General features: G+C 50.4%; 25 protein-coding genes and 2 tRNA genes. 9 read left to right on the top strand and 18 right to left on the bottom strand.

Annotation, left to right across the window (positions count from 1 at the left end; translation table 11 throughout):
- Nucleotides 1-62 precede the first annotated feature (62 nt).
- The 7 genes from CWE21_RS08075 to CWE21_RS08045 all read left to right on the top strand — a co-directional run bounded on the left by CWE21_RS08075 (nucleotide 63) and on the right by CWE21_RS08045 (nucleotide 5,278).
- The gene (locus tag CWE21_RS08075) at nucleotides 63-860 is read left to right on the top strand and encodes a septal ring lytic transglycosylase RlpA family protein (RefSeq protein WP_126833932.1); all 798 of its coding nucleotides are present in this window, start codon (nucleotides 63-65) and stop codon (nucleotides 858-860) included.
- 79 nt (nucleotides 861-939) lie between these two features.
- On the top strand, nucleotides 940-2,103 hold the full coding sequence (locus tag CWE21_RS08070; RefSeq protein ID WP_126833931.1) for a D-alanyl-D-alanine carboxypeptidase family protein: 1,164 nt from the start codon (nucleotides 940-942) through the stop codon (nucleotides 2,101-2,103).
- 24 nt (nucleotides 2,104-2,127) lie between these two features.
- Nucleotides 2,128-2,976, top strand: a complete 849-nt coding sequence (locus CWE21_RS08065; RefSeq protein WP_126833930.1) for a D-amino acid aminotransferase — start codon at nucleotides 2,128-2,130, stop codon at nucleotides 2,974-2,976.
- Between the two features lie 19 nt (nucleotides 2,977-2,995).
- Complete coding sequence (ybeD, locus tag CWE21_RS08060) at nucleotides 2,996-3,262, top strand: DUF493 family protein YbeD (protein WP_126833929.1); 267 nt, start codon at nucleotides 2,996-2,998, stop codon at nucleotides 3,260-3,262.
- Nucleotides 3,252-3,917 carry a lipoyl(octanoyl) transferase LipB gene (gene lipB, locus CWE21_RS08055; protein WP_126833928.1) on the top strand — a complete coding sequence of 222 codons (666 nt, stop codon included), beginning with the start codon at nucleotides 3,252-3,254 and terminating at the stop codon, nucleotides 3,915-3,917. The genes ybeD and lipB overlap by 11 nt, the downstream gene beginning before the upstream one ends.
- Nucleotides 3,901-4,866 carry a lipoyl synthase gene (gene lipA, locus CWE21_RS08050; protein ID WP_126833927.1) on the top strand — a complete coding sequence of 322 codons (966 nt, stop codon included), beginning with the start codon at nucleotides 3,901-3,903 and terminating at the stop codon, nucleotides 4,864-4,866. The genes lipB and lipA overlap by 17 nt, the downstream gene beginning before the upstream one ends.
- A 19-nt stretch (nucleotides 4,867-4,885) precedes the next feature.
- Nucleotides 4,886-5,278, top strand: a complete 393-nt coding sequence (locus tag CWE21_RS08045; RefSeq protein WP_126833926.1) for an MAPEG family protein — start codon at nucleotides 4,886-4,888, stop codon at nucleotides 5,276-5,278.
- Here CWE21_RS08045 and CWE21_RS08040 read toward each other — a convergent pair.
- From CWE21_RS08040 to rlmE, 17 genes are all read right to left on the bottom strand, one after another.
- Nucleotides 5,231-6,163: a hypothetical protein gene (locus tag CWE21_RS08040; protein ID WP_126833925.1), complete on the bottom strand. Its 933-nt coding sequence runs from the start codon at nucleotides 6,161-6,163 to the stop codon at nucleotides 5,231-5,233. The genes CWE21_RS08045 and CWE21_RS08040 overlap by 48 nt on opposite strands.
- Nucleotides 6,096-7,007: a lipoprotein NlpI gene (gene nlpI, locus CWE21_RS08035; protein ID WP_126833924.1), complete on the bottom strand. Its 912-nt coding sequence runs from the start codon at nucleotides 7,005-7,007 to the stop codon at nucleotides 6,096-6,098. The genes CWE21_RS08040 and nlpI overlap by 68 nt, the downstream gene beginning before the upstream one ends.
- Nucleotides 7,008-7,116: 109 nt before the next feature.
- Nucleotides 7,117-9,267 carry a polyribonucleotide nucleotidyltransferase gene (pnp, locus tag CWE21_RS08030; RefSeq protein ID WP_126833923.1) on the bottom strand — a complete coding sequence of 717 codons (2,151 nt, stop codon included), beginning with the start codon at nucleotides 9,265-9,267 and terminating at the stop codon, nucleotides 7,117-7,119.
- A gap of 154 nt (nucleotides 9,268-9,421) precedes the next feature.
- Nucleotides 9,422-9,691 (bottom strand): 30S ribosomal protein S15, encoded by a 270-nt coding sequence (rpsO, locus tag CWE21_RS08025; protein WP_126833922.1) that lies wholly within the window; start codon nucleotides 9,689-9,691, stop codon nucleotides 9,422-9,424.
- Nucleotides 9,692-9,773: 82 nt separating this feature from the next.
- The gene (truB, locus tag CWE21_RS08020) at nucleotides 9,774-10,715 is read right to left on the bottom strand and encodes a tRNA pseudouridine(55) synthase TruB (protein WP_126833921.1); all 942 of its coding nucleotides are present in this window, start codon (nucleotides 10,713-10,715) and stop codon (nucleotides 9,774-9,776) included.
- Nucleotides 10,715-11,110 (bottom strand): 30S ribosome-binding factor RbfA, encoded by a 396-nt coding sequence (gene rbfA / locus CWE21_RS08015; protein ID WP_126833920.1) that lies wholly within the window; start codon nucleotides 11,108-11,110, stop codon nucleotides 10,715-10,717. The genes truB and rbfA overlap by 1 nt, the downstream gene beginning before the upstream one ends.
- A 5-nt stretch (nucleotides 11,111-11,115) precedes the next feature.
- The gene (gene infB, locus CWE21_RS08010; RefSeq protein ID WP_126833919.1) at nucleotides 11,116-13,782 is read right to left on the bottom strand and encodes a translation initiation factor IF-2; all 2,667 of its coding nucleotides are present in this window, start codon (nucleotides 13,780-13,782) and stop codon (nucleotides 11,116-11,118) included.
- Between the two features lie 23 nt (nucleotides 13,783-13,805).
- Nucleotides 13,806-15,305 (bottom strand): transcription termination factor NusA, encoded by a 1,500-nt coding sequence (gene nusA, locus CWE21_RS08005; RefSeq protein ID WP_126833918.1) that lies wholly within the window; start codon nucleotides 15,303-15,305, stop codon nucleotides 13,806-13,808.
- A gap of 24 nt (nucleotides 15,306-15,329) precedes the next feature.
- Complete coding sequence (gene rimP, locus CWE21_RS08000; protein WP_126833917.1) at nucleotides 15,330-15,788, bottom strand: ribosome maturation factor RimP; 459 nt, start codon at nucleotides 15,786-15,788, stop codon at nucleotides 15,330-15,332.
- 158 nt (nucleotides 15,789-15,946) lie between these two features.
- Nucleotides 15,947-16,023 (bottom strand) — tRNA-Met (locus CWE21_RS07995).
- A 66-nt stretch (nucleotides 16,024-16,089) separates the two neighbouring features.
- Nucleotides 16,090-16,174 (bottom strand) — tRNA-Leu (locus CWE21_RS07990).
- Between the two features lie 12 nt (nucleotides 16,175-16,186).
- A complete protein-coding gene (secG, locus tag CWE21_RS07985) occupies nucleotides 16,187-16,534 on the bottom strand; it encodes a preprotein translocase subunit SecG (RefSeq protein ID WP_126833916.1) in 348 nt (115 codons plus the stop codon).
- A gap of 2 nt (nucleotides 16,535-16,536) precedes the next feature.
- The gene (tpiA, locus tag CWE21_RS07980) at nucleotides 16,537-17,313 is read right to left on the bottom strand and encodes a triose-phosphate isomerase (RefSeq protein ID WP_126833915.1); all 777 of its coding nucleotides are present in this window, start codon (nucleotides 17,311-17,313) and stop codon (nucleotides 16,537-16,539) included.
- A 104-nt stretch (nucleotides 17,314-17,417) separates the two neighbouring features.
- The gene (gene glmM, locus CWE21_RS07975) at nucleotides 17,418-18,758 is read right to left on the bottom strand and encodes a phosphoglucosamine mutase (protein ID WP_126833914.1); all 1,341 of its coding nucleotides are present in this window, start codon (nucleotides 18,756-18,758) and stop codon (nucleotides 17,418-17,420) included.
- Nucleotides 18,755-19,567, bottom strand: coding sequence for a dihydropteroate synthase (folP, locus tag CWE21_RS07970; RefSeq protein ID WP_126833913.1), 813 nt, complete (start codon nucleotides 19,565-19,567; stop codon nucleotides 18,755-18,757). The genes glmM and folP overlap by 4 nt, the downstream gene beginning before the upstream one ends.
- A gap of 57 nt (nucleotides 19,568-19,624) precedes the next feature.
- On the bottom strand, nucleotides 19,625-21,550 hold the full coding sequence (gene ftsH / locus CWE21_RS07965; RefSeq protein ID WP_126833912.1) for an ATP-dependent zinc metalloprotease FtsH: 1,926 nt from the start codon (nucleotides 21,548-21,550) through the stop codon (nucleotides 19,625-19,627).
- Nucleotides 21,551-21,593: 43 nt separating this feature from the next.
- Entirely contained in the window at nucleotides 21,594-22,220 is a 627-nt protein-coding gene (gene rlmE / locus CWE21_RS07960; RefSeq protein WP_126833911.1) for a 23S rRNA (uridine(2552)-2'-O)-methyltransferase RlmE, read from the bottom strand.
- Between the two features lie 80 nt (nucleotides 22,221-22,300).
- On the opposite strand from rlmE, the gene yhbY reads away from it, so the two are divergent.
- A complete protein-coding gene (gene yhbY / locus CWE21_RS07955; RefSeq protein WP_126833910.1) occupies nucleotides 22,301-22,609 on the top strand; it encodes a ribosome assembly RNA-binding protein YhbY in 309 nt (102 codons plus the stop codon).
- Nucleotides 22,610-22,683: 74 nt separating this feature from the next.
- Here yhbY and CWE21_RS07950 read toward each other — a convergent pair whose 3' ends face one another.
- Nucleotides 22,684-23,214, bottom strand: coding sequence for a helix-turn-helix domain-containing protein (locus CWE21_RS07950; protein ID WP_126833909.1), 531 nt, complete (start codon nucleotides 23,212-23,214; stop codon nucleotides 22,684-22,686).
- Nucleotides 23,215-23,320: 106 nt separating this feature from the next.
- On the opposite strand from CWE21_RS07950, the gene CWE21_RS07945 reads away from it, so the two are divergent.
- Complete coding sequence (locus CWE21_RS07945; RefSeq protein WP_126833908.1) at nucleotides 23,321-23,599, top strand: helix-turn-helix domain-containing protein; 279 nt, start codon at nucleotides 23,321-23,323, stop codon at nucleotides 23,597-23,599.

The raw sequence follows: 23,599 nt of genomic DNA, 5'->3' as shown, positions 1-23,599 counted from the left end.
GCGAAAGTGAACACTGCCTAATAATAACGCTAACACTTTTTGCTGGGGAAACTGGATTCGGTATGACGCGCGTACTCATCAGCCTCGCTCTCACACTCATAGTCGTTATTGGTTGCAGCTCATCGCCCTCACCTAACAGCGGTCGCTACAGTCAAACGCATGACAGTATTCCAAGCCGTTTGCCGAGTGCCGACGAGCTCGCCGAACCGATCCCGAAAACTTTACCGCCCAGCCCCCAGGGGAATCGAACCTACACGCTCTTTGGTAAAACCTACAACATTATGCCGGATGCACGCGGTTACACAGCCGAAGGGACTGCCTCTTGGTATGGTGAAAAATTTCATGGCCACCTCACCTCGAATGGCGAAACCTATGACATGTACGCCATGAGTGCAGCGCATAAAACACTACCCTTACCAACCTACGTTCGCGTCACCAATCTCGCCAACAATAAATCAGTGGTTGTGCGCGTTAATGACCGCGGTCCTTTTCATGGCGATCGCATGATCGACTTATCCTATGTCGCCGCCTACAAACTTGGCATGCTTGCCACGGGTACCGCACGCGTCCGCATTGAAGCCTTACATCCGGAAGCCAACAACCAAGCGCTTGCAGTGGCACCACCGCTCGAAGCCGAGCAGTATTACATCCAAGTGGTGGCCAGTAGCGATGCTCAGCGCGTTGCACAAGAAGCCAATAAATTGGCACAAATCTATGAAGTTCCTGCAACTACTCGGCCGAAAAATGGTCTACACGCTTTAATGTTGGGACCGTTTGCTGCAACGCAGACCGACCAACTCATCAATCAGTTACGCGCTGATGGTTACAATGGCGTTTTTCGAGTGCCGGTGAGCCCATAGAAGCTGCCTTTCGAGCGCGGCTATGCTACTATTCAGCGCGCTAAATCCATAGTTAAAAGACAACGTAGAGAAATCAATCATGCAATCTGTCGTATCACAGCTAACGCGTGCCGTCGCCCTCCTTGCCGGCCTTGTTACCGTCGCCGCGAATGCCGCTATTATTCCACCTGCACCACAAGTCAATGCCAATGGCTATATTTTGGTGGACTACACCACCGGCTATGTGATCGCCGAAGGGAACGCCGACGAGCAGCTGGCGCCAGCTAGTTTAACGAAAATGATGACCAGCTATATTATCGGCCGTGAAATTCAAGATGGCCGTGTCAGCCCAAACGACTTGGTGACCGTTAGCGAAAATGCATGGGCGAAAAACTTCCCTGAGTCGTCCAAGATGTTTATCGAAGTCGGTAAGCAAATCAGCGTGGCAGATTTGAACCGCGGCATCATCATTTCTTCAGGGAACGACGCCTGTGTCGCGATGGCAGAACATATTGCTGGCAGTGAAAGTGCGTTTGCTGATTTAATGAACAACTATGCGTTTGAATTGGGCATGACGGGCACTAACTTTATGAATAGCCATGGCCTACCGGATCCTGATCAGTACACCACCGCACGTGACATGGCGACCATGGGTATTGCGCTTATTCGTGATGTGCCTGAAGAATACGCCATTTATAGTGAAAAAGAATTCACCTTCAACAACATTAAGCAGTACAACCGTAACTCGCTGTTATGGGATGCGAGCATGAACGTCGACGGTATTAAAACCGGTCACACGCAAGAGGCAGGTTACAGTCTTGTCAGCTCAGCGGTAGAAGGCGATACGCGTCTTGTGGCAGTTGTGATGGGTACCAGCAGTGAGCAAGCGCGTAAAGTTGAGAGCAAAAAGCTCCTTAACTACGGCTTCCGCTACTATGAAACTGTGCAAGCCTACAGCGCTGGCGAGAGTTTCGTTGATCAGCGCGTGTGGGGTGGCGAACAAGACACCGTAGCACTCGGTATTGCGCAAGACGCAGTCATGACGTTGCCACGTGGTCAACGTGACAATTTAAAAGCCAGCATTGAATTGGCGCAAGAGCTGGAAGCTCCAATCGCTAAGGGCACCGAAGTGGGTACCGTGAGTATTCAACTGGAAGGTGAAACCTTAGTTAGCTTCCCGTTAGTGACCTTAAACGAGGTCGCTGAAGGTGGCATGTTTAAGCAACTGCAAGATTGGGTTTTACGTAAGTTTGAAAGCGAATAAGCGTTTGTTTTAAAGGGGGCGAACATGCCTGAGAGCGTTTACCTTAATGGCGAGTGGCTCGCCCCTGAAGCTGCAAAAGTCTCGGTTTTCGACCGAGGCTTTTTGTTTGCAGACGGTATCTATGAAGTGGTCCCGGTCTATCACGGCCATCCGTTTTTGCTTGAAGACCATTTAGCTCGCCTCGAACGCTCCCTTGCCGCGTTAGAAATAGCCAATCCCGGACAAGCGTTTTGGTTAGACTTAATTCAACAACTGCTAACGCGTAATCACAGTCAAGACGCCTTGGTCTACATTCAAGTCACCCGCGGTGCCGAAGCAAAACGCTCGCACCTTCCCCAAGGCCCTCTACAACCGACGATTTTTGCCAGTGTCTCTGCGATGCCCGTGCATTGGGATGTGCCAACGCCGGTGAAAGTCACCCTGCTCGACGACATTCGCTGGCTCCGCTGCGACATTAAAAGTATCAGCTTACTCGGCAACATCATGCTCAAGCAGCAAGCTCAAGCTTGTGGTGCCCTAGAGCCGTTGTTACACCGTAACGGCTTGGTCACAGAGGGCGCTTCGAGCAATTACTTTGCCGTCAAAGATGGTGCTATCTACACTGCACCCACCGACCACTTGATTTTGCCTGGCATTACCCGCATGTGGGTGCTGAAGCTCGCCAAAGAATTGGCGATTCCAGTGCATGAGCAAGCATTCAGTGTTGCTGACTTAGCGCAACTCGATGAGCTTTTTCTCACCAGTTCAAGCCGCGAAGTACAGCCGATTGGCCAAATTGATGATATAATCATCGGTCAAGGCGGTTGTGGAGAGATAACTGAACGACTTGTTCACGCTTTCCACGCCAGCAAGCGCCAACTCAGCGCGCAGTAAAAGTTTAGAGGAGTAGGTAATGCAAAAAACCCGTTTTGACGAACTGGTTGAATTTCCCTGCCATTTCACCTTTAAGGTGATGGGCGTGGCGACACCAGAACTTCCTGACGCGGTGGTTGCGGTTGCGCAAGAACATGCGCCTGGCGATTACAGCCCAACCGTTAAACCAAGTAGTAAAGGTAATTATCATTCGGTTTCAATTCAAATTCGGGTTGAAAGCCAACAACACATAGAAAAGCTGTACCAAGCGTTGGCTGCTATCGAAGAAGTTCGCTATGTCCTCTAAGCTGATCATTCGTCAGTTAGGCCGACAGCCCTACGAACCCGTATGGCAAGCCATGCAGAACTATACTGACCAGCGTGACGAACACAGCCCTGACGAGTTATGGGTACTCGAGCATGAGCCGGTTTTCACCCAAGGCCAAGCAGGCAAAGAAGAGCACCTGCTCGCGCCAGGCGATATTCCCGTTGTGAAAGTCGACCGCGGAGGCCAAGTTACCTACCACGGACCAGGCCAATTAGTGGTTTATTTTCTACTTGATTTGCGGCGCCTGAAGATTGGCGTGCGTCAGTTAGTGACCCATATTGAAGAAACCATCGTAGCTTTAATGGCTGAACACAACGTTAAAGCGGCAGCGCGCCCTGATGCACCGGGCGTCTATGTCGATGGCGCTAAGTTATGCTCTTTGGGCCTAAGGATCCGCCGCGGCTGCTCGTTTCATGGACTAGCGCTCAATGTTAATATGGACCTTAGTCCCTTTTTACGCATTAACCCTTGTGGCTATGCTGGCATGCAAATGGTACAGACTGCAGAGCTCAATGGCCCTGCCACCGTCGCTGCAGCCGCTGAGCGTGTAACCGCGCTGTTTGCTGAGCGCCTAGGGTATGAAGATATTCACCAACAGACAGGATTCGACAACGCTTATGTCCAAGCCAGTTAGAGTTGAACCGGGCGTCAAACTACGTGATGCCGACAAAATGGCACTCATCCCGGTAAAAGTAGTCCCAACTGAACGCGATCAGATGTTGCGCAAACCTGAGTGGCTGAAAGTGAAATTACCAGCCTCTACCCAGCGCATCGACGAGATCAAACAAGCCATGCGCAAGCACGGTTTACACTCGGTGTGTGAAGAAGCCTCGTGTCCTAACTTACCCGAGTGCTTCAACCACGGTACTGCAACCTTTATGATTTTGGGTGCGATTTGTACCCGTCGATGTCCTTTCTGTGACGTTGCCCACGGTCGCCCGCTGCCACCTGACCCTGAAGAAGCGGTGAAGCTTGGCGCTACAGTGCGTGACATGAAAGTTAAGTATGTGGTGGTGACCTCGGTTGACCGTGACGACCTGCGTGACGGCGGTGCACAGCACTTTGCTGATTGTATTCGTGAGATCCGTGCCCATAGCCCAGGTATTCAAGTCGAAGTCTTAGTACCTGACTTCCGTGGCCGTATGCAGGTAGCACTGGATATTCTTAGCGACGAAGCGCCAGACGTCTTCAACCATAATCTGGAAACGGTGCCACGTATGTACAAAGCAGCGCGTCCAGGCGCCAACTATAAATGGTCGTTGGAATTGTTGCAGGGCTACAAAAAAGCACGCCCAGATGTCCGTACCAAGTCAGGACTCATGGTAGGTCTTGGGGAAACCAACGAAGAGATCCTCGAAGTCATGCGCGATTTGCGTGAGTACGATGTTGACATGCTCACCATCGGTCAATACTTACAGCCGAGTCGTCATCACCTTCCGGTCACGCGCTATGTAACGCCGGATGAGTTTGAAATGTTCCGCCAAGAAGGCGTTAAAATGGGCTTCACTCACATTGCCAGTGGCCCACTTGTACGTTCTTCTTATCACGCAGACCTTCAGGCTGCAGGTAAAGAAGTTAAATAATCACGAAAAGGAGTGTGCGATGAGTCTCATGATTTGGTGTTTATTAATTGCCGGCTTGTTACCCATCGCCGCCAAAGCTCCGGTAGTCTATTTTCAAAATCGTGATAATGGCTACGATAACCGCCACCCGCGTGCCCAACAGCAACGTTTGACAGGTGCTGGAGCACGCGCGGTTGCAGGCCATTACAATGCCTACGAAGCGTTTCCGTTATTTGCGGCGGCAGTTTTGCTGGTCATTGCCACTGATCAAGTCAATGCGCTGAACCAATGGTTGGCGGTGGGTTTTATCGGTTTCAGAATCGCCTATCACGTGCTCTACCTTGCCAATTGGGACAAGTTACGCAGCTTGGTCTGGTTTTTCGCACTACTCTGCCCCATCATCATGATTGCGCAAACGGCTACCGCGCTGTAGCGCACGCGCCGTCTCGAGATAGACCGTCGGCCAAACATTGACATCGTGATACTCCATCGCGGTGAGCTTGGCGACGGGCTTCCAACTATAGACCCCAGCAACGCCAGCACAGGTTTGGCTGGTAAACAGGCCAACCTCAGTCGAGCTTGCTGAGCCTAACAACCATTTACCGTCTGCTTGTTGTTGCCCCAATAAACGCCAGTCTGCTATCGCCTCGCGCCAAGGAAGACGTTGCCAAAGTTGCTCTAATTCTTGCGCACTGAGTTGCTTGCTGCGCGTTAGCACCACGTTCAATGACGGATGCTCATAACGCCCCTGACAGTAATTCTTAGCAAGGCTCGGCGACATTTGATATTCGTCGGCAAAACCCAACCAATGCGCGATTTCATGCGCAAATACCGTTAAGTTCGCATTGAGCGGTAACACTATTTGCTGCGCAGAAGCACTGCCTATTTCGGCATCGGTAAAAACGATGTGGCGCTGCAATAGCTCACGCGGCAATAGCGGTAGGTTACAGCGCTGATGCTGACGCTCGCCATTAACGGTGCATTGCAGTTGTTCGGCATCACTGTAGGTGCGGTATTGTAGACAACCGCTCAAAGCTGCCAGCGGGTGTTGTTGCCAGCGTTGTAACATCGCTTGCGCTGGCGCATCGCCATGCTGTGGTAGCCACACCCAGATCTTCTCATCAGTTGCGTCACATGTCGCTACGGCTGCGGCTGACGCCGCCGGTGCTAGCGGCCATTCTGGCAAGCTCGCCGCGGCGTTGGCCGGAGGTGCAATAGCCAAGCACCCGAGGAGTAAACTCAGACCCGTGTTAATCGACGTTAGGCTTGGTTTCATAAGCTGCGCGCGCTTGGCTCGCATCCATTTCCATTGCTGCATAACGGTGTTCTAAAAATAGATGCACATTGGTGGCGAGGGCTAGCCGGAAGTAAACCGCCGCAGTATCCCACTTGCCCTGCAACTGTTGCAGCTTGCCCAGGTAGAAATAAGCTTCACACATACGTTCAGCTAGCGTCTCATCCTCACCCAACTGTTGCGTTGCATAGCTTTGTAAAAATGTTTGTTCGCTCATACCGCCGACATAGAGGTCAACGATGCCCCAACCCCAAGCCTCTGAATTACTGGCGAGGCGCGCAGCAGCAAGCTCTTGTTTGGCTTGTTCTGCGGATTCGACTTCGACTTTGGCAAGATAGCGCCACAGCGCACGGTAGGGATCATCGGGGTCGGCTTGATAGAAATGCTCTAGGTCAGCTAAAGCAAGATCAAAGCGCCCATCGTAATAGCCTGCTACGCCCCGATTCAGATAAGCATAGGGATGTTCAGGCTCTAGCTCCAATGCGGCATCAAGCGCTTCATAAGCGTAATCAAATTGGCCCACCTGCGTGTAATGAATGCCCAAGTAGTTATAGGCGTCGGCCAATCGTGGTTGATAGTCCAGCGCGCGATTGAAATCGATACGCGCAAGCGTTGCCAAACCGAGTGCATCGTAAAGACTGCCACGGCGGTAGAGTAATTGCCCCATTGCTTCCGCATCGAGTTCCTCTTCGCCACGGGTGATGACTTCCGTCAGTTTTGCCACTTCTAATTGATAGCGACCATCGGCGACTTGTGGCGTGGGCACTACTAAGTTGGCGAGCATGCCCTGCTCGCTTTGCGGAGTCGCCGTGCAAGCGCTGAGTGCGCCCAAGGTTAGTAGCACAGCAACAACCTTCGCGTAATTCATACCACTTCCTTTCTCGCTGGTTAGACTCTCATCATAGCGCAACTAAAGACAAAAAAGAAAAGGGGCCGAAGCCCCTTTTCGTAGAGAATTGTAAAGAACTTAAACGGTTTTATTCCGCTTCGTCCTGACCTTTCTCTTCAGCATTATCCGCTTGCTCTGCAGTGTCTGCTTGAGCTGGCTTTTCTGCTGCATCTTTCATGCTCAGACGGACACGGCCTTGACGGTCAATCTCAAGTACCTTCACTGGTACTGTCTGACCGACTTTCAAGTATTCGTTGACGTCGTTCACACGCTCTTCAGCGATTTGAGAAATGTGTACCAAGCCATCTTTACCAGGCAGGATAGTCACGAACGCACCGAAGTCGACGATACGTGCCACTTTACCTTGGTAGATGCGACCCACTTCAACGTCTTCAGTTAACTCTTTAATACGGTCAATCGCCGCTTGCGCTGACGCTTGGTCAGTTGCAGCAATACGTACCGTACCGTCATCATTGATTTCGATGTTGGTGTTCGTGCTTTCAGTCAATTCACGAATCACCGCACCACCTTTACCAATCACGTCACGGATTTTATCTGGGTTGATCTTCATGGTGTGGTAGCGAGGAGCAAAGTCAGAAAGCTCTTCACGAGCACCAGAAATTGCATCGTCCATCACATTCAAAATGTGCAGACGCGCAGCTTTCGCTTGCTCAAGTGCCTGCTCCATGATTTCACGCGTGATACCGTCAATCTTGATGTCCATCTGCAACGCAGTGACACCGTCTTTGCTACCGGCAACTTTGAAGTCCATGTCGCCTAAGTGATCTTCGTCACCCAAGATATCAGACAGAACGACAAACTTATCGCCTTCTTTCACCAAGCCCATTGCGATACCCGCAACTGAAGCTTTGATTGGAACGCCCGCGTCCATCAATGCCAATGAAGTACCACACACTGAGGCCATTGAGCTTGAACCGTTTGATTCAGTGATTTCTGATACCACACGAATGGTGTACGGGAATTCTTCTTGTGAAGGCATGACTGCCTGCACACCGCGCTTCGCCAAACGGCCGTGACCGATTTCGCGACGCTTCGGTGAGCCGACCATACCAGTCTCACCAACACAGTATGGAGGGAAGTTGTAGTGCAACATGAAGCGGTTGTTGCTTGAACCCACGAGGTCATCAATCATCTGCGCATCGCGCTCAGTACCTAGGGTAGCAGCAACCAATGCCTGCGTTTCACCACGAGTGAAAATGGCCGAGCCGTGTACGCGTGGCAATACGCCCGTAGCGATGTGCAAACCACGAACCATATCTGGGTCACGGCCATCGATGCGCTTCTCGCCAGCGATAATGCGGCTACGCACCACATCGCTTTCTAGGGCATGGAAGATGTCGCCGATTTCTTTGCTATCAAGTGATTCATCTTCTTCAGTCAGTTTAGTGATGACTTCATCACGTAACTTGCTGATTTGCTCGTAGCGTTCAGCTTTCTCAGTGATACGATAAGCATCGCCGATACCTTGTTCTGCCAACGCTTTTACCTTGTCTTTCAACGAGGTATTTTCTGCTGGTGCCTGCCAATCCCACTTCGGCTTGCCGGCTTCAGCAGTGAATTCGTTGATGGCGTTGATCACAGCTTGCATTTGCTCGTGACCATAAACCACTGCACCTAACATGGCATCTTCAGACAGCAACTGTGCTTCTGACTCAACCATCAATACCGCATTTTCGGTACCTGCAACAACCAAGTCGAGTTTCGATTCTGCAAGCTCGTCTAGGGTTGGGTTCAGCACATATTCATCGTTAAGAACACCTACACGCGCAGCACCAATTGGGCCTGCGAATGGTACGCCAGCAATTGAAAGGGCTGCAGAAGCACCAATCAAAGCAACGATATCAGGGCTTACTTGTGGATTAACTGAAACTACAGTGGCAATAATTTGTACTTCGTTCTTAAAGCCTTCTGGGAACAGTGGACGAATCGGACGGTCAATCAGACGCGACGTCAAGGTTTCGTTTTCTGATGGGCGGCCTTCACGCTTAAAGAAACCACCTGGGATTTTACCGGCAGCGTAGGTACGCTCTTGATAATTGACTGTCAATGGGAAGAAGTCTTGACCTTCTTTCGCTTCTTTTTTAGCGACCACAGTTACTAAAACGGTGGTATCGTCCATGCTCGCTAGCACGGCACCGGTCGCTTGGCGCGCTATCGCACCTGTTTCTAATGTCACTGTGTGACGACCGTATTGAAATTGCTTAGTTATTGGATTCACGTTTTTTTCCTTTCCTACTTTCTTCTTTAAATGCGTTCTTTGCTATTTGCTATTTGCTGTTCGTTATCTTTTTTATCAAATAGCGAACAGCGAATAGCCAATAGCGCTTTTATAAGTAAAAAGGGGCCTTACGGCCCCCTTTTGCGAACATTGCTTAGCGACGTAAACCGAGTCGCTCAATCAGAGTTGCGTAACGCTGATTGTCTTTACGCTTCAGGTAGTCCAACAATTTACGACGTTGGCTTACCATGCGCAACAAACCACGACGTGAGTGATGGTCTTTTGCGTGTTCTTTAAAGTGGCCCTGTAACTCGTTAATGTTATGGGTTAACAAAGCTACTTGAACTTCTGGTGAACCAGTGTCGTTTTCGCCTTGGCCGTATTCTTTAACGATTTCAGCTTTTTGTGCCGCAGTTAGTGACATAAATTACTCCTAGTAGTTAAAACAGTCAGTGCCAATCACTAATTCAGCACCGACGCGATCGCCGAGCATTATACGTACTCAGCTAAATTTTAGCAATGCTCAGCACCCGCTTGGGCATAATTTTATTGTCGCGCCAAAAGCCTAGGCCCAACAGTTGTTCTTCCCCTGCCGTTTTGACCCGCAAAATGACATCTTCCGCTTGCGGTTCAGCATTCACTGCTTGCGCAGGGTTGCCGGCCGTAAAACGCGGTGCATCAGCTGGTTCGATAAACACTTCGGGAATCTGCTGGATGACCGCATCACAAGGCAGTAGTAACGCATCTAAAGCGGCAAAATCGTCGCTTTCAGGATCACATTGTGCCGCTTTGGCCGCTAGTTCTTCAGGGGTGACCATGTCGCCAACAACACCTTCAATCCAGGTGCGTCGCAGGGCCTGCACATGTGCGCCACAACCTAGATACTGCCCCATATCATCGACCAAAGTACGAATATACGTGCCCTTCGAACAAGTTACTTCAAGGGTAAGTAAGTCGTCCTTGAGCTCTAGCAGCGTTATGTTGTGAATCGTAATGGTGCGCGACTTGCGCGGCACATCGATACCCTGCCGTGCATAATAGTACAACGGTCGGCCTTCATGCTTGAGCGCTGAAAACATCGATGGTGATTGAGCTTGTTCGCCGGTGAAATGTTCAAGCGCTGCTGACAATTGTGCGTCTGCGAAACCAATGGGGCGTTCTTCGACGACTTCACCTTCGGCATCACTGGTGCTGGTCCGCTGGCCCAGTTTTGCAGTTACGACATAGGTTTTGTCGGCTTCTAAAGCAAAGTGCGAAAGCTTGGTTGCCTCGCCAAAACACAGTGGCAGCACACCGGTCGCCAGTGGATCCAAAGCGCCTGTGTGCCCCCCTTTACGGGCGTCAAAAAAACGCCGCACCTGTTGCAGTGCGGCGTTTGATGTGAGTTCCAGAGGCTTATCTAAGACAATCACGCCGCTGATATCGCGACCCGATTTACGTCGTCCCATTAATCGTCTCCGTGCTCGTCCTTTGAATTTGTGCGCTCTTGATCGCGTTTTATCGCATCATCAACCAAACGCGACATACGAATCCCTTCGTTCAACGATGGGTCGTGTACGAAACGAAGTTCAGGCGTTATGCGCGCTCGCACACGCTTGCCCAACAACGAGCGGACAAAACCTGAAGCTTCATTCAGCACTTTCAGGCCTTGTTTGACTTGTTGGTCGTCGTCTTGCAAAAACGTCACATAGACTTTGGCATAGGCAAGGTCTCGCGATACTTCAACCGCCGAGACCGTTACCATAGATACGCGCGGGTCTTTGATTTCGCGTTGCAATATCAACGCTATTTCACGTTGATACTGCTGACCGACTCGCTCTGTCCGACTGTAGTCTTTCGCCATAAGGGTTACAGACTCCGTTCGACTTGAACAGTTTCGAAGACCTCGATTTGGTCACCCACTTTCACGTCGTTGTAGTTCTTCACGCCGATACCACATTCCATGCCGTTACGAACTTCTTGGACGTCGTCTTTGAAACGGCGGAGTGACTCAAGTTCACCCTCGTAGATGACCACGTTGTCGCGTAGTACACGAATTGGCGCTGAACGCTTCACCACACCTTCGGTAACCATACAACCGGCAATTGCGCCAATCTTCGGTGACTTAAACACGTCACGAACTTCAGCAAGACCAATGATTTCTTGCTTGAACTCTGGTGCCAACATACCACCCATTGCCTGCTTCACTTCGTCGATCAGGTCATAAATGACGCTGTAGTAACGAAGGTCGACGCTTTCTTGTTCGATTAAGCGTTTGGCAGAGGCATCAGCACGTACGTTGAAGCCCACTACGATAGCGTTCGAAGCACTTGCAAGTGAGGCGTCGGTTTCGGTAATACCACCCACGCCACTACCGATGATGTTCACTTTCACTTCATCCGTCGACAGTTTCTGCAATGAGTCGGCAATCGCTTCCAACGAACCTTGCACGTCTGATTTCAAGACGATGTTCAGCTCTTGGACGTCACCTTCTTGCATGTTCGCAAACATGTTCTCAAGCTTCGCTTTCTGTTGCTTCGCGAGTTTCACTTCGCGGTACTTACCTTGACGGTAGTTTGCAACTTCGCGTGCTTTACGTTCGTCTTTGACCACGGTTGCTTCGTCACCGGCTTGCGGTACACCTGACAAACCAAGAATCTCTACTGGAATCGATGGACCCGCTTCTTTGATTTCACGACCGAGTTCATCGCGCATTGCCCGAATACGACCGTACTCAAGACCACAAAGTACGATATCGCCTTGGCGCAAGGTACCTTCTTGTACCAAGATTGACGCCACTGGACCACGACCTTTATCGAGGCGTGACTCAATCACGATACCGTGTGCCATACCTTCTGAAACGGCTTGTAAGTCAAGAACTTCAGCTTGTAGCAACAGGGCTTCAAGAAGCTCGTCAATACCTTGACCGCTGTGCGCAGATACCGGCACAAACTGCACGTCACCACCCCAGTCTTCAGGGATAACATCACGCTGTGCAAGTTCGTTCTTCACGCGGTCTGGATCGGCTTCAGGCTTATCCATCTTGTTCACTGCAACGACAATCGGTACACCAGCTGCTTTCGCGTGCTGGATCGCTTCGATAGTCTGTGGCATTACGCCGTCGTCCGCCGCAACAACCAAGATGACGATATCCGTCGCACTCGCACCACGAGCACGCATTGAGGTAAACGCCGCGTGACCTGGAGTATCCAAGAAGGTGATCATGCCGTGGCCTGTTTCAACGTGGTAAGCACCAATGTGCTGAGTAATACCACCGGCCTCGCCTGATGCAACTTTCGCCTTACGGATGTAGTCAAGTAATGAGGTTTTACCGTGGTCAACGTGGCCCATTACGGTTACCACTGGCGCGCGTGGGGTTTTCGCTTTCTCTTCGCCCTCATTACGCTCAGCAAGGACTTCTTGCTCTAGCGCGTTATCGCTGACCAACTGTACTTTGTGGCCCATTTCTTCAACCACAAGTGATGCTGTTTCTTGATCCAGTACTTGGTTAATGGTGACCATTTCGCCCATTTTCATCATGGTCTTGATCACTTCGCTGGCTTTTACCGCCATACGGTTCGCAAGCTCGCCTACGGTAATCGTCTCACCAAGCTTCACTTCGCGCTCGACAGGTGAGGCTGGCTTGGTAAAGGCCTGCTGCAAGGTAGAACGCTTCGAACCTTTGCGACGCTTCTCGCGACGCGGTGCTTCATCACGCTCATCATCTTTTGCACGACGCTTTGACTTCTTACGATTACGACGCTCTTCATCAACGTCTTGCTCGTCTTCCGCTTCTTGCGCGTATTGTGAGGTAGTGAAGTGAACGTCTTCTTGCTCAGCTTGCTTACGTTTGGCTTCTTCTTCTTGCCAACGCGCTTCATTTTCTTCGGCAAGTTTGCGCGCTTCTTCGGCTTGACGCGCAGCTTCAGCTTCCGCTTTTTTACGAGCCTCTTCCTCTTGCGCCTTACGTAGTTTTTCTGCTTCAGCTTTAGCTTCGTCAGCTTTCTTACGCTCTTCCGGCGTCATTGCCGCGCGTTTTTCAGCTTCAGCTTTGGCTTTAGCCTTTTCTTTCTCTTTGCGAGCAGCTTCCTGCTTCGCTTTTTCTTCAGCTGCTTTCTTTTCAGCCTTAGCTTTTGCTTCGGCTGCTGCTTTCGCTTCTTCTTCCTTGCGTTTCGCTTCAGCTGCTAAACGTTCTTGCTCAGCTTGCTCTTGTGCCGCCTTCTGCTCTTCTTCGAGCGCAGAACGCTTCACGTAAGTACGCTTTTTACGTACTTCAACTTGCACAGACTTGCTACGCGGACCGCCGCCAATGCTTAGCGTACTTTTCTCTTTCCGCTTCAGGGTCATTTTGCTTGGCTCTTGCGGGCCTTTGCCGCCGTGCTGTTTGTTCAGGTGCGCCAACAGCGCTTGTTTTTCGTCTTCAGTAACCGAGTCGCCCGCTGACTTTTTCATGCCAGCCTCGGCGAATTGCGTCACCAAACGATCAACTGTCGTACCTACATCTTTAGCTAGTTTATCCAGCGTTACTTCTTCCATAGTCCGTCGTACCCCCGTTGATCTTATTCTTCGTCACCGAACCAGCAAATATTACGCGCTTGCATAATCAGCTCACCAGCTCGTTGTTCGGTTAACTCTTCAATTTCAGCAAGGTCATCGATACCCTGCTCAGCCAAGTCTTCAAGGGTGATAATCCCTTTACTGGCTAGCACATACGCCAAGTGACGATCTAAGCCCTCTAGGTTAAGCAGGGTTTCATCTGGCTCTGCGCTTTCGAGTGATTCTTCATCTTTCAATGCTTTGGTGGTCAACACTGCACGAGCACGGTTACGTAACTCTTCGACAATGTCTTCATCCATGCCGTCGATGGCCAACAGCTCGTCCATTGGTACATAAGCGATTTCTTCTAACGTAGAGAAACCTTCATCGACCAATACCGCGGCAAAATCTTCATCGATATCAAGATGTTTCGTAAAGAGGTCGAGTAAACGTTGCGATTCGGCTTCGTTTTTCTCAGTGAACTCTTCTTCTGACATCACGTTCAACTGCCAACCGGTTAACTGGCTAGCGAGGCGAACGTTCTGGCCTGCTTTACCAATCGCTTGGGCAAGATTACCCTCTTCCACAGCGATATCCATGGTATGTGCATCTTCATCGACAACGATTGAAGCAACTTCAGCTGGAGCCATCGCATTGATAACGAACTGCGCCGGATTGTCATCCCACAATACGATATCCACACGCTCGCCACCGAGCTCGCCAGACACCGCTTGTACACGCGCTCCACGCATACCGACACAAGCACCGACTGGGTCGATACGACGGTCGTTGCTCTTCACCGCAATCTTTGCACGAGAACCTGGATCGCGCGCTGCGCCACGGATTTCAATCATTTCTTCACCGATTTCCGGCACTTCAATGCGGAATAGCTCGACCAAGAAATCAGGATGCGTACGGCTCACGAATAATTGTGCGCCACGTGCTTCTGGACGCACGTCATACAACAAACCACGTACACGGTCACCCACACGAACAGATTCGCGTGGCAGCATTTCTTCGCGGTAAATAATCGCTTCAGCGTTGTTACCTAGGTCCAGCAGCACGTGCTCGCGATTCGCGCGCTTCACGATACCACTTACCAACTCACCGACTTGATCTTTGTATTCATCGACAACTTTCGCACGCTCAGCTTCGCGTACCTTCTGCACGATGACTTGCTTCGCGGTTTGCGTGGTAATACGGTCAAACTCGATTGAGTCGATTTGTTCTTCAACATAATCACCCGCTTCCACTGAGTCGTCTTCATACTGCGCCGCAGCTAAACTAATTTCACGATACGGATGCTCAAGTGGCGTCTCAGAATCGTCGACCACTAACCAACGGCGGAAGGTATCGAAATCACCAGTGGTGCGATCGATACTGACACGGACGTCGATGTCGCCTTCATATTTCTTCTTGGTTGCATGTGCCAGCGCAGACTCTAGCGCTTCAAAGATCTTGTCTTTCGACACATCTTTTTCATTCGAAACAGCTTCTGCAACTAATAAAATCTCTTTTGCCATTATCTTGCCTCGCCTGCGCAATCCTTAGTTAAACTGAGGAACTAAATGAGCTTTTTTAACTGTTGAATAGCTTACCTTCAGTGGTTCGCCATCAACTTCGAATTCAACTTGGTCGCCATCAATCGCTTTGATCACGCCCTTAAATTTACGTTTGTTTTGTTGGGCCATGGTCAGCTCAACCGCTGCCGTTTCACCCAAATAGTCTTGCATTTGAGCCGCACTGAAGAAAGGACGCTCCATACCGGGCGACGATACCTCTAAATAGTATTCGCTCGAAATCGGGTCTTCGACATCCAATAATGCGCTTACTTGGTGACTCACGTCAGCACAGTCATCAACACTGATGCCGTTGTCATGATCAATATAAACGCGCAAGGTTGAATGCTTGCCGGCGCGGACAAATTCCACACCCCATAACTCGAATCCTAATGCAGCCACTGCGGGCTCTAGCATCTCGACTAAGCGCTCTTCAATACGTGCCAAATTCTTGAACTCCTGAAACAAAAAAAGGGCGTAAACGCCCAGTGTTAGTGCTGCTCATTTGGCCGCTAAGTCTAGCCGTACCACATGGCAGCAGAGGTCACATAGTAAAAAGCCCCGAACTGCTGCGGGGCTTTTAAAACACTGGACCCTTTGTTAAATGGTTGCGGGGGCAGGATTTGAACCTACGACCTTCGGGTTATGAGCCCGACGAGCTACCAGACTGCTCCACCCCGCGTCCGAAAACGTGTCCATATTATAAGGATTCCCGAAGGAAACGCAACCAAGATTCGGTTGCGAAATTTGGTGCGGATGGCGGGACTTGAACCCGCACGCCCGAAAGCACTACCCCCTCAAGATAGCGTGTCTACCAATTCCACCACATCCGCAAAAACAATAACTTAGTTCGATTCTGGTACGTCGTTTGAAGAACTTGGAACTTCTTCATCTGACGCTGGCACTTCATTCATGGTTGGCGCTGGAGTTTCGATGCTTTCGAACTCACTCTCTACGTCACCGTTACCTGAAGAAAGATTACCTAAAACTAAGCTTAAAACAAAAAAGATAATCGCTACGATTGCTGTCGTACGGGTCAAAAAGTTACCTGAACCACCTGACCCAAAAACAGTGTTCGATGCGCCGGCACCGAAAGATGCGCCCATGTCGGCACCTTTACCCTGCTGGATCATGATAAAACCGATCAGCACGATGGCCACAATAAGATACGCAATCAATAAAAATTCGTACATAGTTAACTTCTCCGGGCTTGCGCTGCGCGACAAATTGCAAGGAACGCTTCTGGTTCAAGACTTGCGCCGCCAATCAAGCCGCCATCAATATCTGCTTCTGCAAACAATGTTTCGGCATTTTCTGCCTTTACGCTACCACCGTACAGCAGTGGAACGCTTGTGCCCGCAGCATCATATTTTTGCTGCAACCACTGCCGAATAAATGCATGAACTTCCTGTGCTTGAGCTGGGCTTGCGGTTTTACCCGTACCTATGGCCCAAACCGGTTCGTACGCGATGACTACCTGCGCCATTTTTGCGCTCGTCACGTTTTGCAATGCGCTTTCTAATTGCGCCTGCACCACCTGCATGGTTTGTTCAGCTTCGCGTTCTTGTTCGCTTTCGCCAACACACAGAACGACTTTAAACTTGGGTTCAGTAGCAGCTAAAGCCGATTCAACTTTCGCTTGTATCCGCTGTTCTGTATCGCCGTAAAACTGGCGACGCTCGGAATGACCGATGAGTACATACTCGGCGCCTGCTTCCGCTACGAGCGCGAGGCTATGTTCACCGGTATGAGCTCCAGAAGCATTTTCGTTCACGTCTTGTGCACCTAGATGCACTTGATCGTAAAAAACTTCGCTTTGCCAAGCAGCTAGTAGTACGGCTGGAGGACAAACCGCAACAGTGACATCAGCTAATACTTCTGGCGCGTTGCGCAAAGTGTTGGCCAACTGTTTGACGAGATGACGTGAGCCATTCATTTTCCAGTTAGCGATAACTAACGATTGCCGTTGCATAGTTGCCTCTTGGTCTTAAGTTGCTACCTCAAGAGCGGCGAGATATTACATAACCTGCCGCTAACTTACAAGTACTGAATGCGATAAATCAGCGAGACTGCTTATTAATTCGCCGCCGCCTCTACTTCACCGGCGATTTGTTGCGCAAAGGTCTTGGTAATTTGCTCATCACGCCCTTCGACCATCACTCGAATCAGCGGTTCCGTCCCTGATTTACGCAGCAATACACGGCCCTCATCGCCCAAACGATCTTCAACATCTTTCACCGCTGCTTTGACCGCTTCATCACTTAACGGGTCTGAGCCGGCTTTAAAACGCACATTAATTAAAACTTGTGGGTATTTTTCAAAGCCTTTCAAAAGGTCCGCTAGGCTGCACTGCTCGCGCTGCATCGCGGTGAGCACTTGCAAACCTGCAATAATGCCATCGCCGGTACTATGAAACTGTCGGTTGATGATGTGCCCTGAATTTTCGCCACCGATTTTCCAATCGCGTTTCACCAGCTCTTCCATCACGTAGCGGTCACCCACTTTTGCGCGCACAAAAGGGATATTCCGGTCGGCAAAATGCTTTTCCAAGGCAAAGTTCGACATCAAAGTGCCAACAATACCACCTTGGAGCAAGCCATCTTGCTGCGCCGCGCGTGCCAAGATGTAGATCACGTCATCACCGTCAACGACACGTCCGTCCGCCGTAATCATCATCAAGCGGTCGCCATCACCGTCAAGTGCGAAGCCAAGGTCTGCTTTGTGCTCTTGCACCGCTGCTTGTAAAGTAGCTAAATCGGTTGCGCCACATTTATCATTGATATTGACGCCATTCGGCGCGGTACCGATCTCAATGACTTGTGCGCCAAGCTCACGCAAAACATCTGGAGCAATGTGATAGGTCGCACCATGGGCACAGTCAACGACAATCGTTAAGCCAGTAAGTGATAACTCACTTGGGAACGCACTTTTACAAAACTCAATGTAGCGCCCAGGTGCATCGTCTATACGGCTCGCGCGCCCCATTTGCTCAGATGGCACGCACACTAAATCTTCGTCGAGTAGGCGCTCAATCTCGCTTTCGACTGCATCAGGTAATTTACTGCCAGAATCAGAGAAAAACTTGATACCGTTATCGTGATAAGGATTATGTGATGCGCTAATCACAATACCTGCCGCGGCACGGAAATTGCGCGTTAGATAAGCCACTGCGGGGGTCGGCATCGGCCCCAAAAATTCAACACTCACGCCCGCCGATAACAACCCTGCTTCAAGTGCCGACTCGAGCATATACCCCGATAAACGGGTGTCCTTGCCCACTAAAACGCGTTGGTTGCCTGACTTCGACAGGACGGTACCTGCGGCCCAACCGAGCTTTACGGCAAAATCCGGAGTAATCGGAAAGTCACCGACGCGTCCGCGGACGCCATCAGTGCCAAAATACTTACGTTGACTCAAACTAAATCTCCAGCCAAGGTTGCTGCAACGACTTTCATTGCATCAACCGTTTCCCTGACATCATGCACGCGAATAATGCGTGCCCCTTTCATCGCAGCTATAGTCGCGGCTGCAATGCTCGCTGATAAGCGGTCCTGCACCTCACGCCCCGTCACATGACCTAACATCGACTTGCGTGACATGCCAATCAACAACGGCGCCTGCAGCTCGTGGAGTGCTTGCATGCGTTGTAACAGCTGGTAATTATGCCTGACTGACTTGCCAAAACCAAAGCCTGGATCGAGAAAAACCCGGTCTTTACTAATTCCTGCCGCTTCGCAGGCACGCATGCGTTCTTGTAAAAACGCCTTCACCTCGACCACCACGTCATCATACCGGGGTTCGTGTTGCATCGTGCGTGGCTCGCCTTGCATATGCATGAGGCAGATATCAGCTTCATGCTGGGCCAGCAGCGCTACTGCGCCCTCGTCCTGCAATGCGCGTATATCGTTAATCATGTCGACACCGTGCTTTAAGCCCTCCGCCATCACCGGAGTTTTGCAGGTGTCTAACGAAATCGCTACGTCGGTTTCGGCGCGTAAACGCTCAATCACCGGAACCACCCGGTCGATTTCTTCCTGCACAGCGACACTCGCTGCACCAGGTCGCGTTGATTCCCCCCCTATGTCGATGTAAGTCGCACCATCGGCAATCATTTGCTCAGCTTGGCGCAAGGCCTCATCGAGATGATTATAGCGACCACCATCAGAAAAGGAGTCGGGGGTGACGTTGAGAATTCCCATAACTTGCGGAAGTACAGCTGTGCTCATGACTCGATCCTCAAACTTCTATTCTCATAAAAAAGCCCCGAACTCGGGGCTTTTTTGTTAACTCGCCGGAGCGTCTCCCGGCTTCCCATCGGTTAACGGTCGCTCGTCTGAGCTGGCCGTTGCACCACCGCTGGTGTTGTTGTCTTGGTCTGGCTTACGCCAATCACGCGGCTCACGTACATCGCGTCGATTCATAAGATCATCGATTTGATCCGCATCGATAGTTTCATACTTCATCAGTGCATCTTTCATGGAATGCAAGATATCGATGTTTTCTTCGAGAATACGCTTGGCCCGGTCATAGTTGCGATCGATGAACAACTTAACCTCTTGGTCAATCGCACGCGCTGTGTCGTCTGACATATGCTTGTGCTGCGTTACCGAGCGACCAAGGAATACTTCATTTTCATCGTCAGCGTAGAGCAAAGGCCCCATCTTCTCTGACAAGCCCCATTGGGTCACCATCTTGCGCGCAATCTGCGTTGCTCGCTCGATGTCATTGGATGCACCCGTGGTTACCTTATCTTCGCCATAAATAATAGCTTCTGCCAAACGCCCACCAAACAAGCTCGAAATCATACTTTCAAGGTGCTGCTTGGTATGGCTGACACGATCTTGTTCTGGTAAGTACATAGTGACACCCAGAGCACGACCACGCGGAATAATCGATACTTTGTAGACGGGATCATGCTCAGGCACCAAGCGCCCCACAATCGCGTGACCGGCTTCGTGATAGGCTGTCATAGCCTTCTCTTCATCCGTCATCACCATGGAGCGACGTTCCGCGCCCATCATGATCTTATCTTTCGCTTTGTCGAATTCTTCCATTGCCACAACGCGCTTGTTGTTACGCGCCGCGAACAACGCAGCTTCGTTCACTAGGTTCGCCAAATCGGCACCCGAGAAACCAGGCGTACCACGCGCAATCACAGACGCGTCTACATCATCGCCGAGCGGAACTTTGCGCATGTGGACCTTAAGAATTTGCTCACGACCACGAACATCAGGTAAACCTACCGGTACTTGACGGTCAAAGCGTCCCGGACGCAACAAGGCTGGGTCAAGCACATCTGGGCGGTTAGTAGCAGCGATAACAATAATACCTTCGTTGCCTTCAAAACCATCCATCTCAACTAGCATTTGGTTCAAGGTTTGCTCACGCTCGTCGTGACCGCCACCAAGGCCAGCACCACGCTGACGACCTACGGCATCAATCTCATCGATGAAGATAATGCATGGCGCTGACTTCTTCGCTTGCTCGAACATGTCACGTACCCGTGAGGCACCGACACCGACAAACATTTCGACGAAATCGGAACCCGAAATCGAGAAGAAAGGCACTTTTGCTTCACCGGCGATGGCTTTGGCAATAAGCGTTTTACCAGTACCCGGAGGACCGACCATAAGCACGCCCTTCGGAATTTTACCGCCGAGACGCTGGAACTTACTTGGGTCACGCAAGTAATCAACCAATTCCGACACTTCTTCTTTCGCCTCATCACAGCCTGCGACATCGGCAAAAGTGGTTTTAATTTGGTCTTCACTCATCAAGCGCGCTTTGCTCTTACCAAAGCTCATGGCACCACGGCCACCGCCGCCGCCCTGCATTTGACGCATGAAGAAAATCCATACACCGATCAACAACAGCATCGGGAACCACGAAATGAAAATCGAGGTAAGAATACTTGGCTCTTCCGGTGGCTTCCCAACGACTTCAACATTGTTTTCCAGCAAGTCATTGAGCAAGTCTGGGTCGCTAACTGGCATCACCGTGGTGAAGGTATCACCGGTGCGCGATTGCGCCGTGATCATGCGGCCGTCGATATCGACTTTACGCACCCCACCGTTGTTCACTTGCGAAATAAACTGGCTGTACGCAACTTGCGAGCCATTATTCGCACCGGGGCTGAAACTATTGAACACTGTCATCAAAACAACAGCGATCACCAGCCATAAAATTAGATTTTTTGCCATATCGCTCAAAGCTGACTACCTCATTTACTTGCGTTGCATGCGCAACAGCCTACTACAATTTATATCCAGTCGCTACCAAATAGACCTCACGTGAACGCGCCCGTGACGAGTCTGGTTTGCGAGTTTTGACCGTTTTAAAAGCCGCACGTACGTCTTTTAAGAATTCTTCAAAACCTTGTCCATGGAATACTTTGACGACAAAACTGCCGTTGGGTTTCAAAACTTGGTGGCACATATCAAGTGCCAGTTCGACCAAGTACATGGCTCGGGGTTGGTCAACGTTATCATTCCCGCTCATGTTCGGTGCCATATCTGACAATACTACATCTACGTTTTTGCCACCGATGCGGTTCAATAAAGCATTTAAAACGCTTTCTTCACGAAAGTCGCCCTCTAAAAAGTCAACGCCGGCGATCGGATCCATCGGTAAGATGTCGCAAGCAATCACTTGGCAATTTCCTTGCAAGGTATCTACGACATATTGAGACCAGCCACCTGGCGCAGCCCCGAGGTCGACGACCGTCATGCCTTGCTTCAGCAACTTGTCTTTGTTCTGAATCTCTTCAATTTTGAATACTGCACGCGAGCGCAGCCCTTTCTTCTGCGCTTTCTGCACATAATGATCGCTAAAGTGCTCTTGCAGCCATCGTGTACTACTTGCTGAACGTTTTTTTCCCATTGCCTCAATACCAAACTGGCTTCTTCTACCCAGATGGCGGTAGAATAGCGAAAATTCAAGTGATAGTGGGATATTATTACATGGCCGAAGGGTTAACTTTAAGCAATAAACAAAAACAGCACCTAAAAAGTCTGGCTCATTCTCTGAAGCCGGTGGTGCTACTCGGCGCAAATGGCCTGACCGAGGGTGTCATGGCGGAAATTGAACTGGCGTTGAATCACCACGAATTAATCAAGGTAAAAGTGCCTGAGGAAGATCGTGAGCTTCGCGAGCAAGTCTATGCGACCATCGTTGCGCACACCCAAGCCTATCGTGTGCAAGTCGTTGGCAAAGTTTTGACGCTATACAAACCAAGTCCGGAAGGTAAGATTCAGCTTCCGCGTCGCTAACCTGTTTACCTGCAAGTGATCGTCGCGTGCATCGTAACCTGCCGATGCACGCACCTCGCTCGTACGGCTCTCTGTTACTCTGGTTCAGTTGTTTCCGGCGCCCAACTCAACGCCAAGGCAATCTGATTCAAAGCGAAATCAATGCCTATGTGATCCGCCCGTGAGGCCAAATAAGTGTCGACCAACAACTGCTGATTACGCGTGGTCTCCGGCAAGTTGTAACGCTGGAGAAACGGTTTAATCTCTGCGGTTGCCTTGAGCACTTCTTCGGTGTCTGAGGATGGCTGATAGTGCAAAACAATAGGCTCATTCAGATGTAACTCAGACGGGCGCGGATAATTCAACTGCTGCCGCGGTGCAAAGAACCAATCCAATGAGACTCCAGCCTGCAACAAGCCTTGCACCAGATAATCGTAGGAAATCGTCTTACGTTTCTTCCAGTTACCATAGGTAGATTTGGGAATACCCAGCCGCCGCATCAGCGATGCTGTGGATTCATTACCAAAATAGAGTTTTAACCGCGCAATCACCTCATCCATATTGAGCATTTCAACATTGCTTTTCTGCGGCCCTTGTGTAGTATTTATTTTAGCGTCATTTGACATCTTTTTTCCTTATTTGGTGTCTTTTGACCTACATTTAAATTCATTTGAACTACTTGTGAACTCACATGTGGTTCACAATAAAACATTCAACCACAGCCGAGCCACTATGGATAGTCAAAAAATAAAAATGGAATTAGCAAAACGCGGCTTCGATTTCTCGATGCTGGCAAAAGCTCTAGGCAAAAGCCCGTCGCTCATTTCCAAGGTCGCCTCGCGCAAAGCGCGCTCTCACGCGGTAGCTGCGGCTATCGCTAAAGCTCTGGGTCGGCCGATTGAGGAGGTTTTTCCTGATGTGCCTGAATACCGCGTTGCGGTACCTAAAAATCGTCATGAGCGCGAACAAAAAGAGCGCGAATTAATCGCGCTCTTAAATGATGAGAAGTAA

This window comes from Pseudidiomarina aquimaris, from assembly GCF_003987395.1.
Taxonomy (GTDB): Bacteria; Pseudomonadota; Gammaproteobacteria; order Enterobacterales; family Alteromonadaceae; genus Pseudidiomarina; species Pseudidiomarina aquimaris.
Note: the sequence above shows the minus strand (reverse complement) of the source record. Positions and strands in the feature narration are given on the sequence as shown.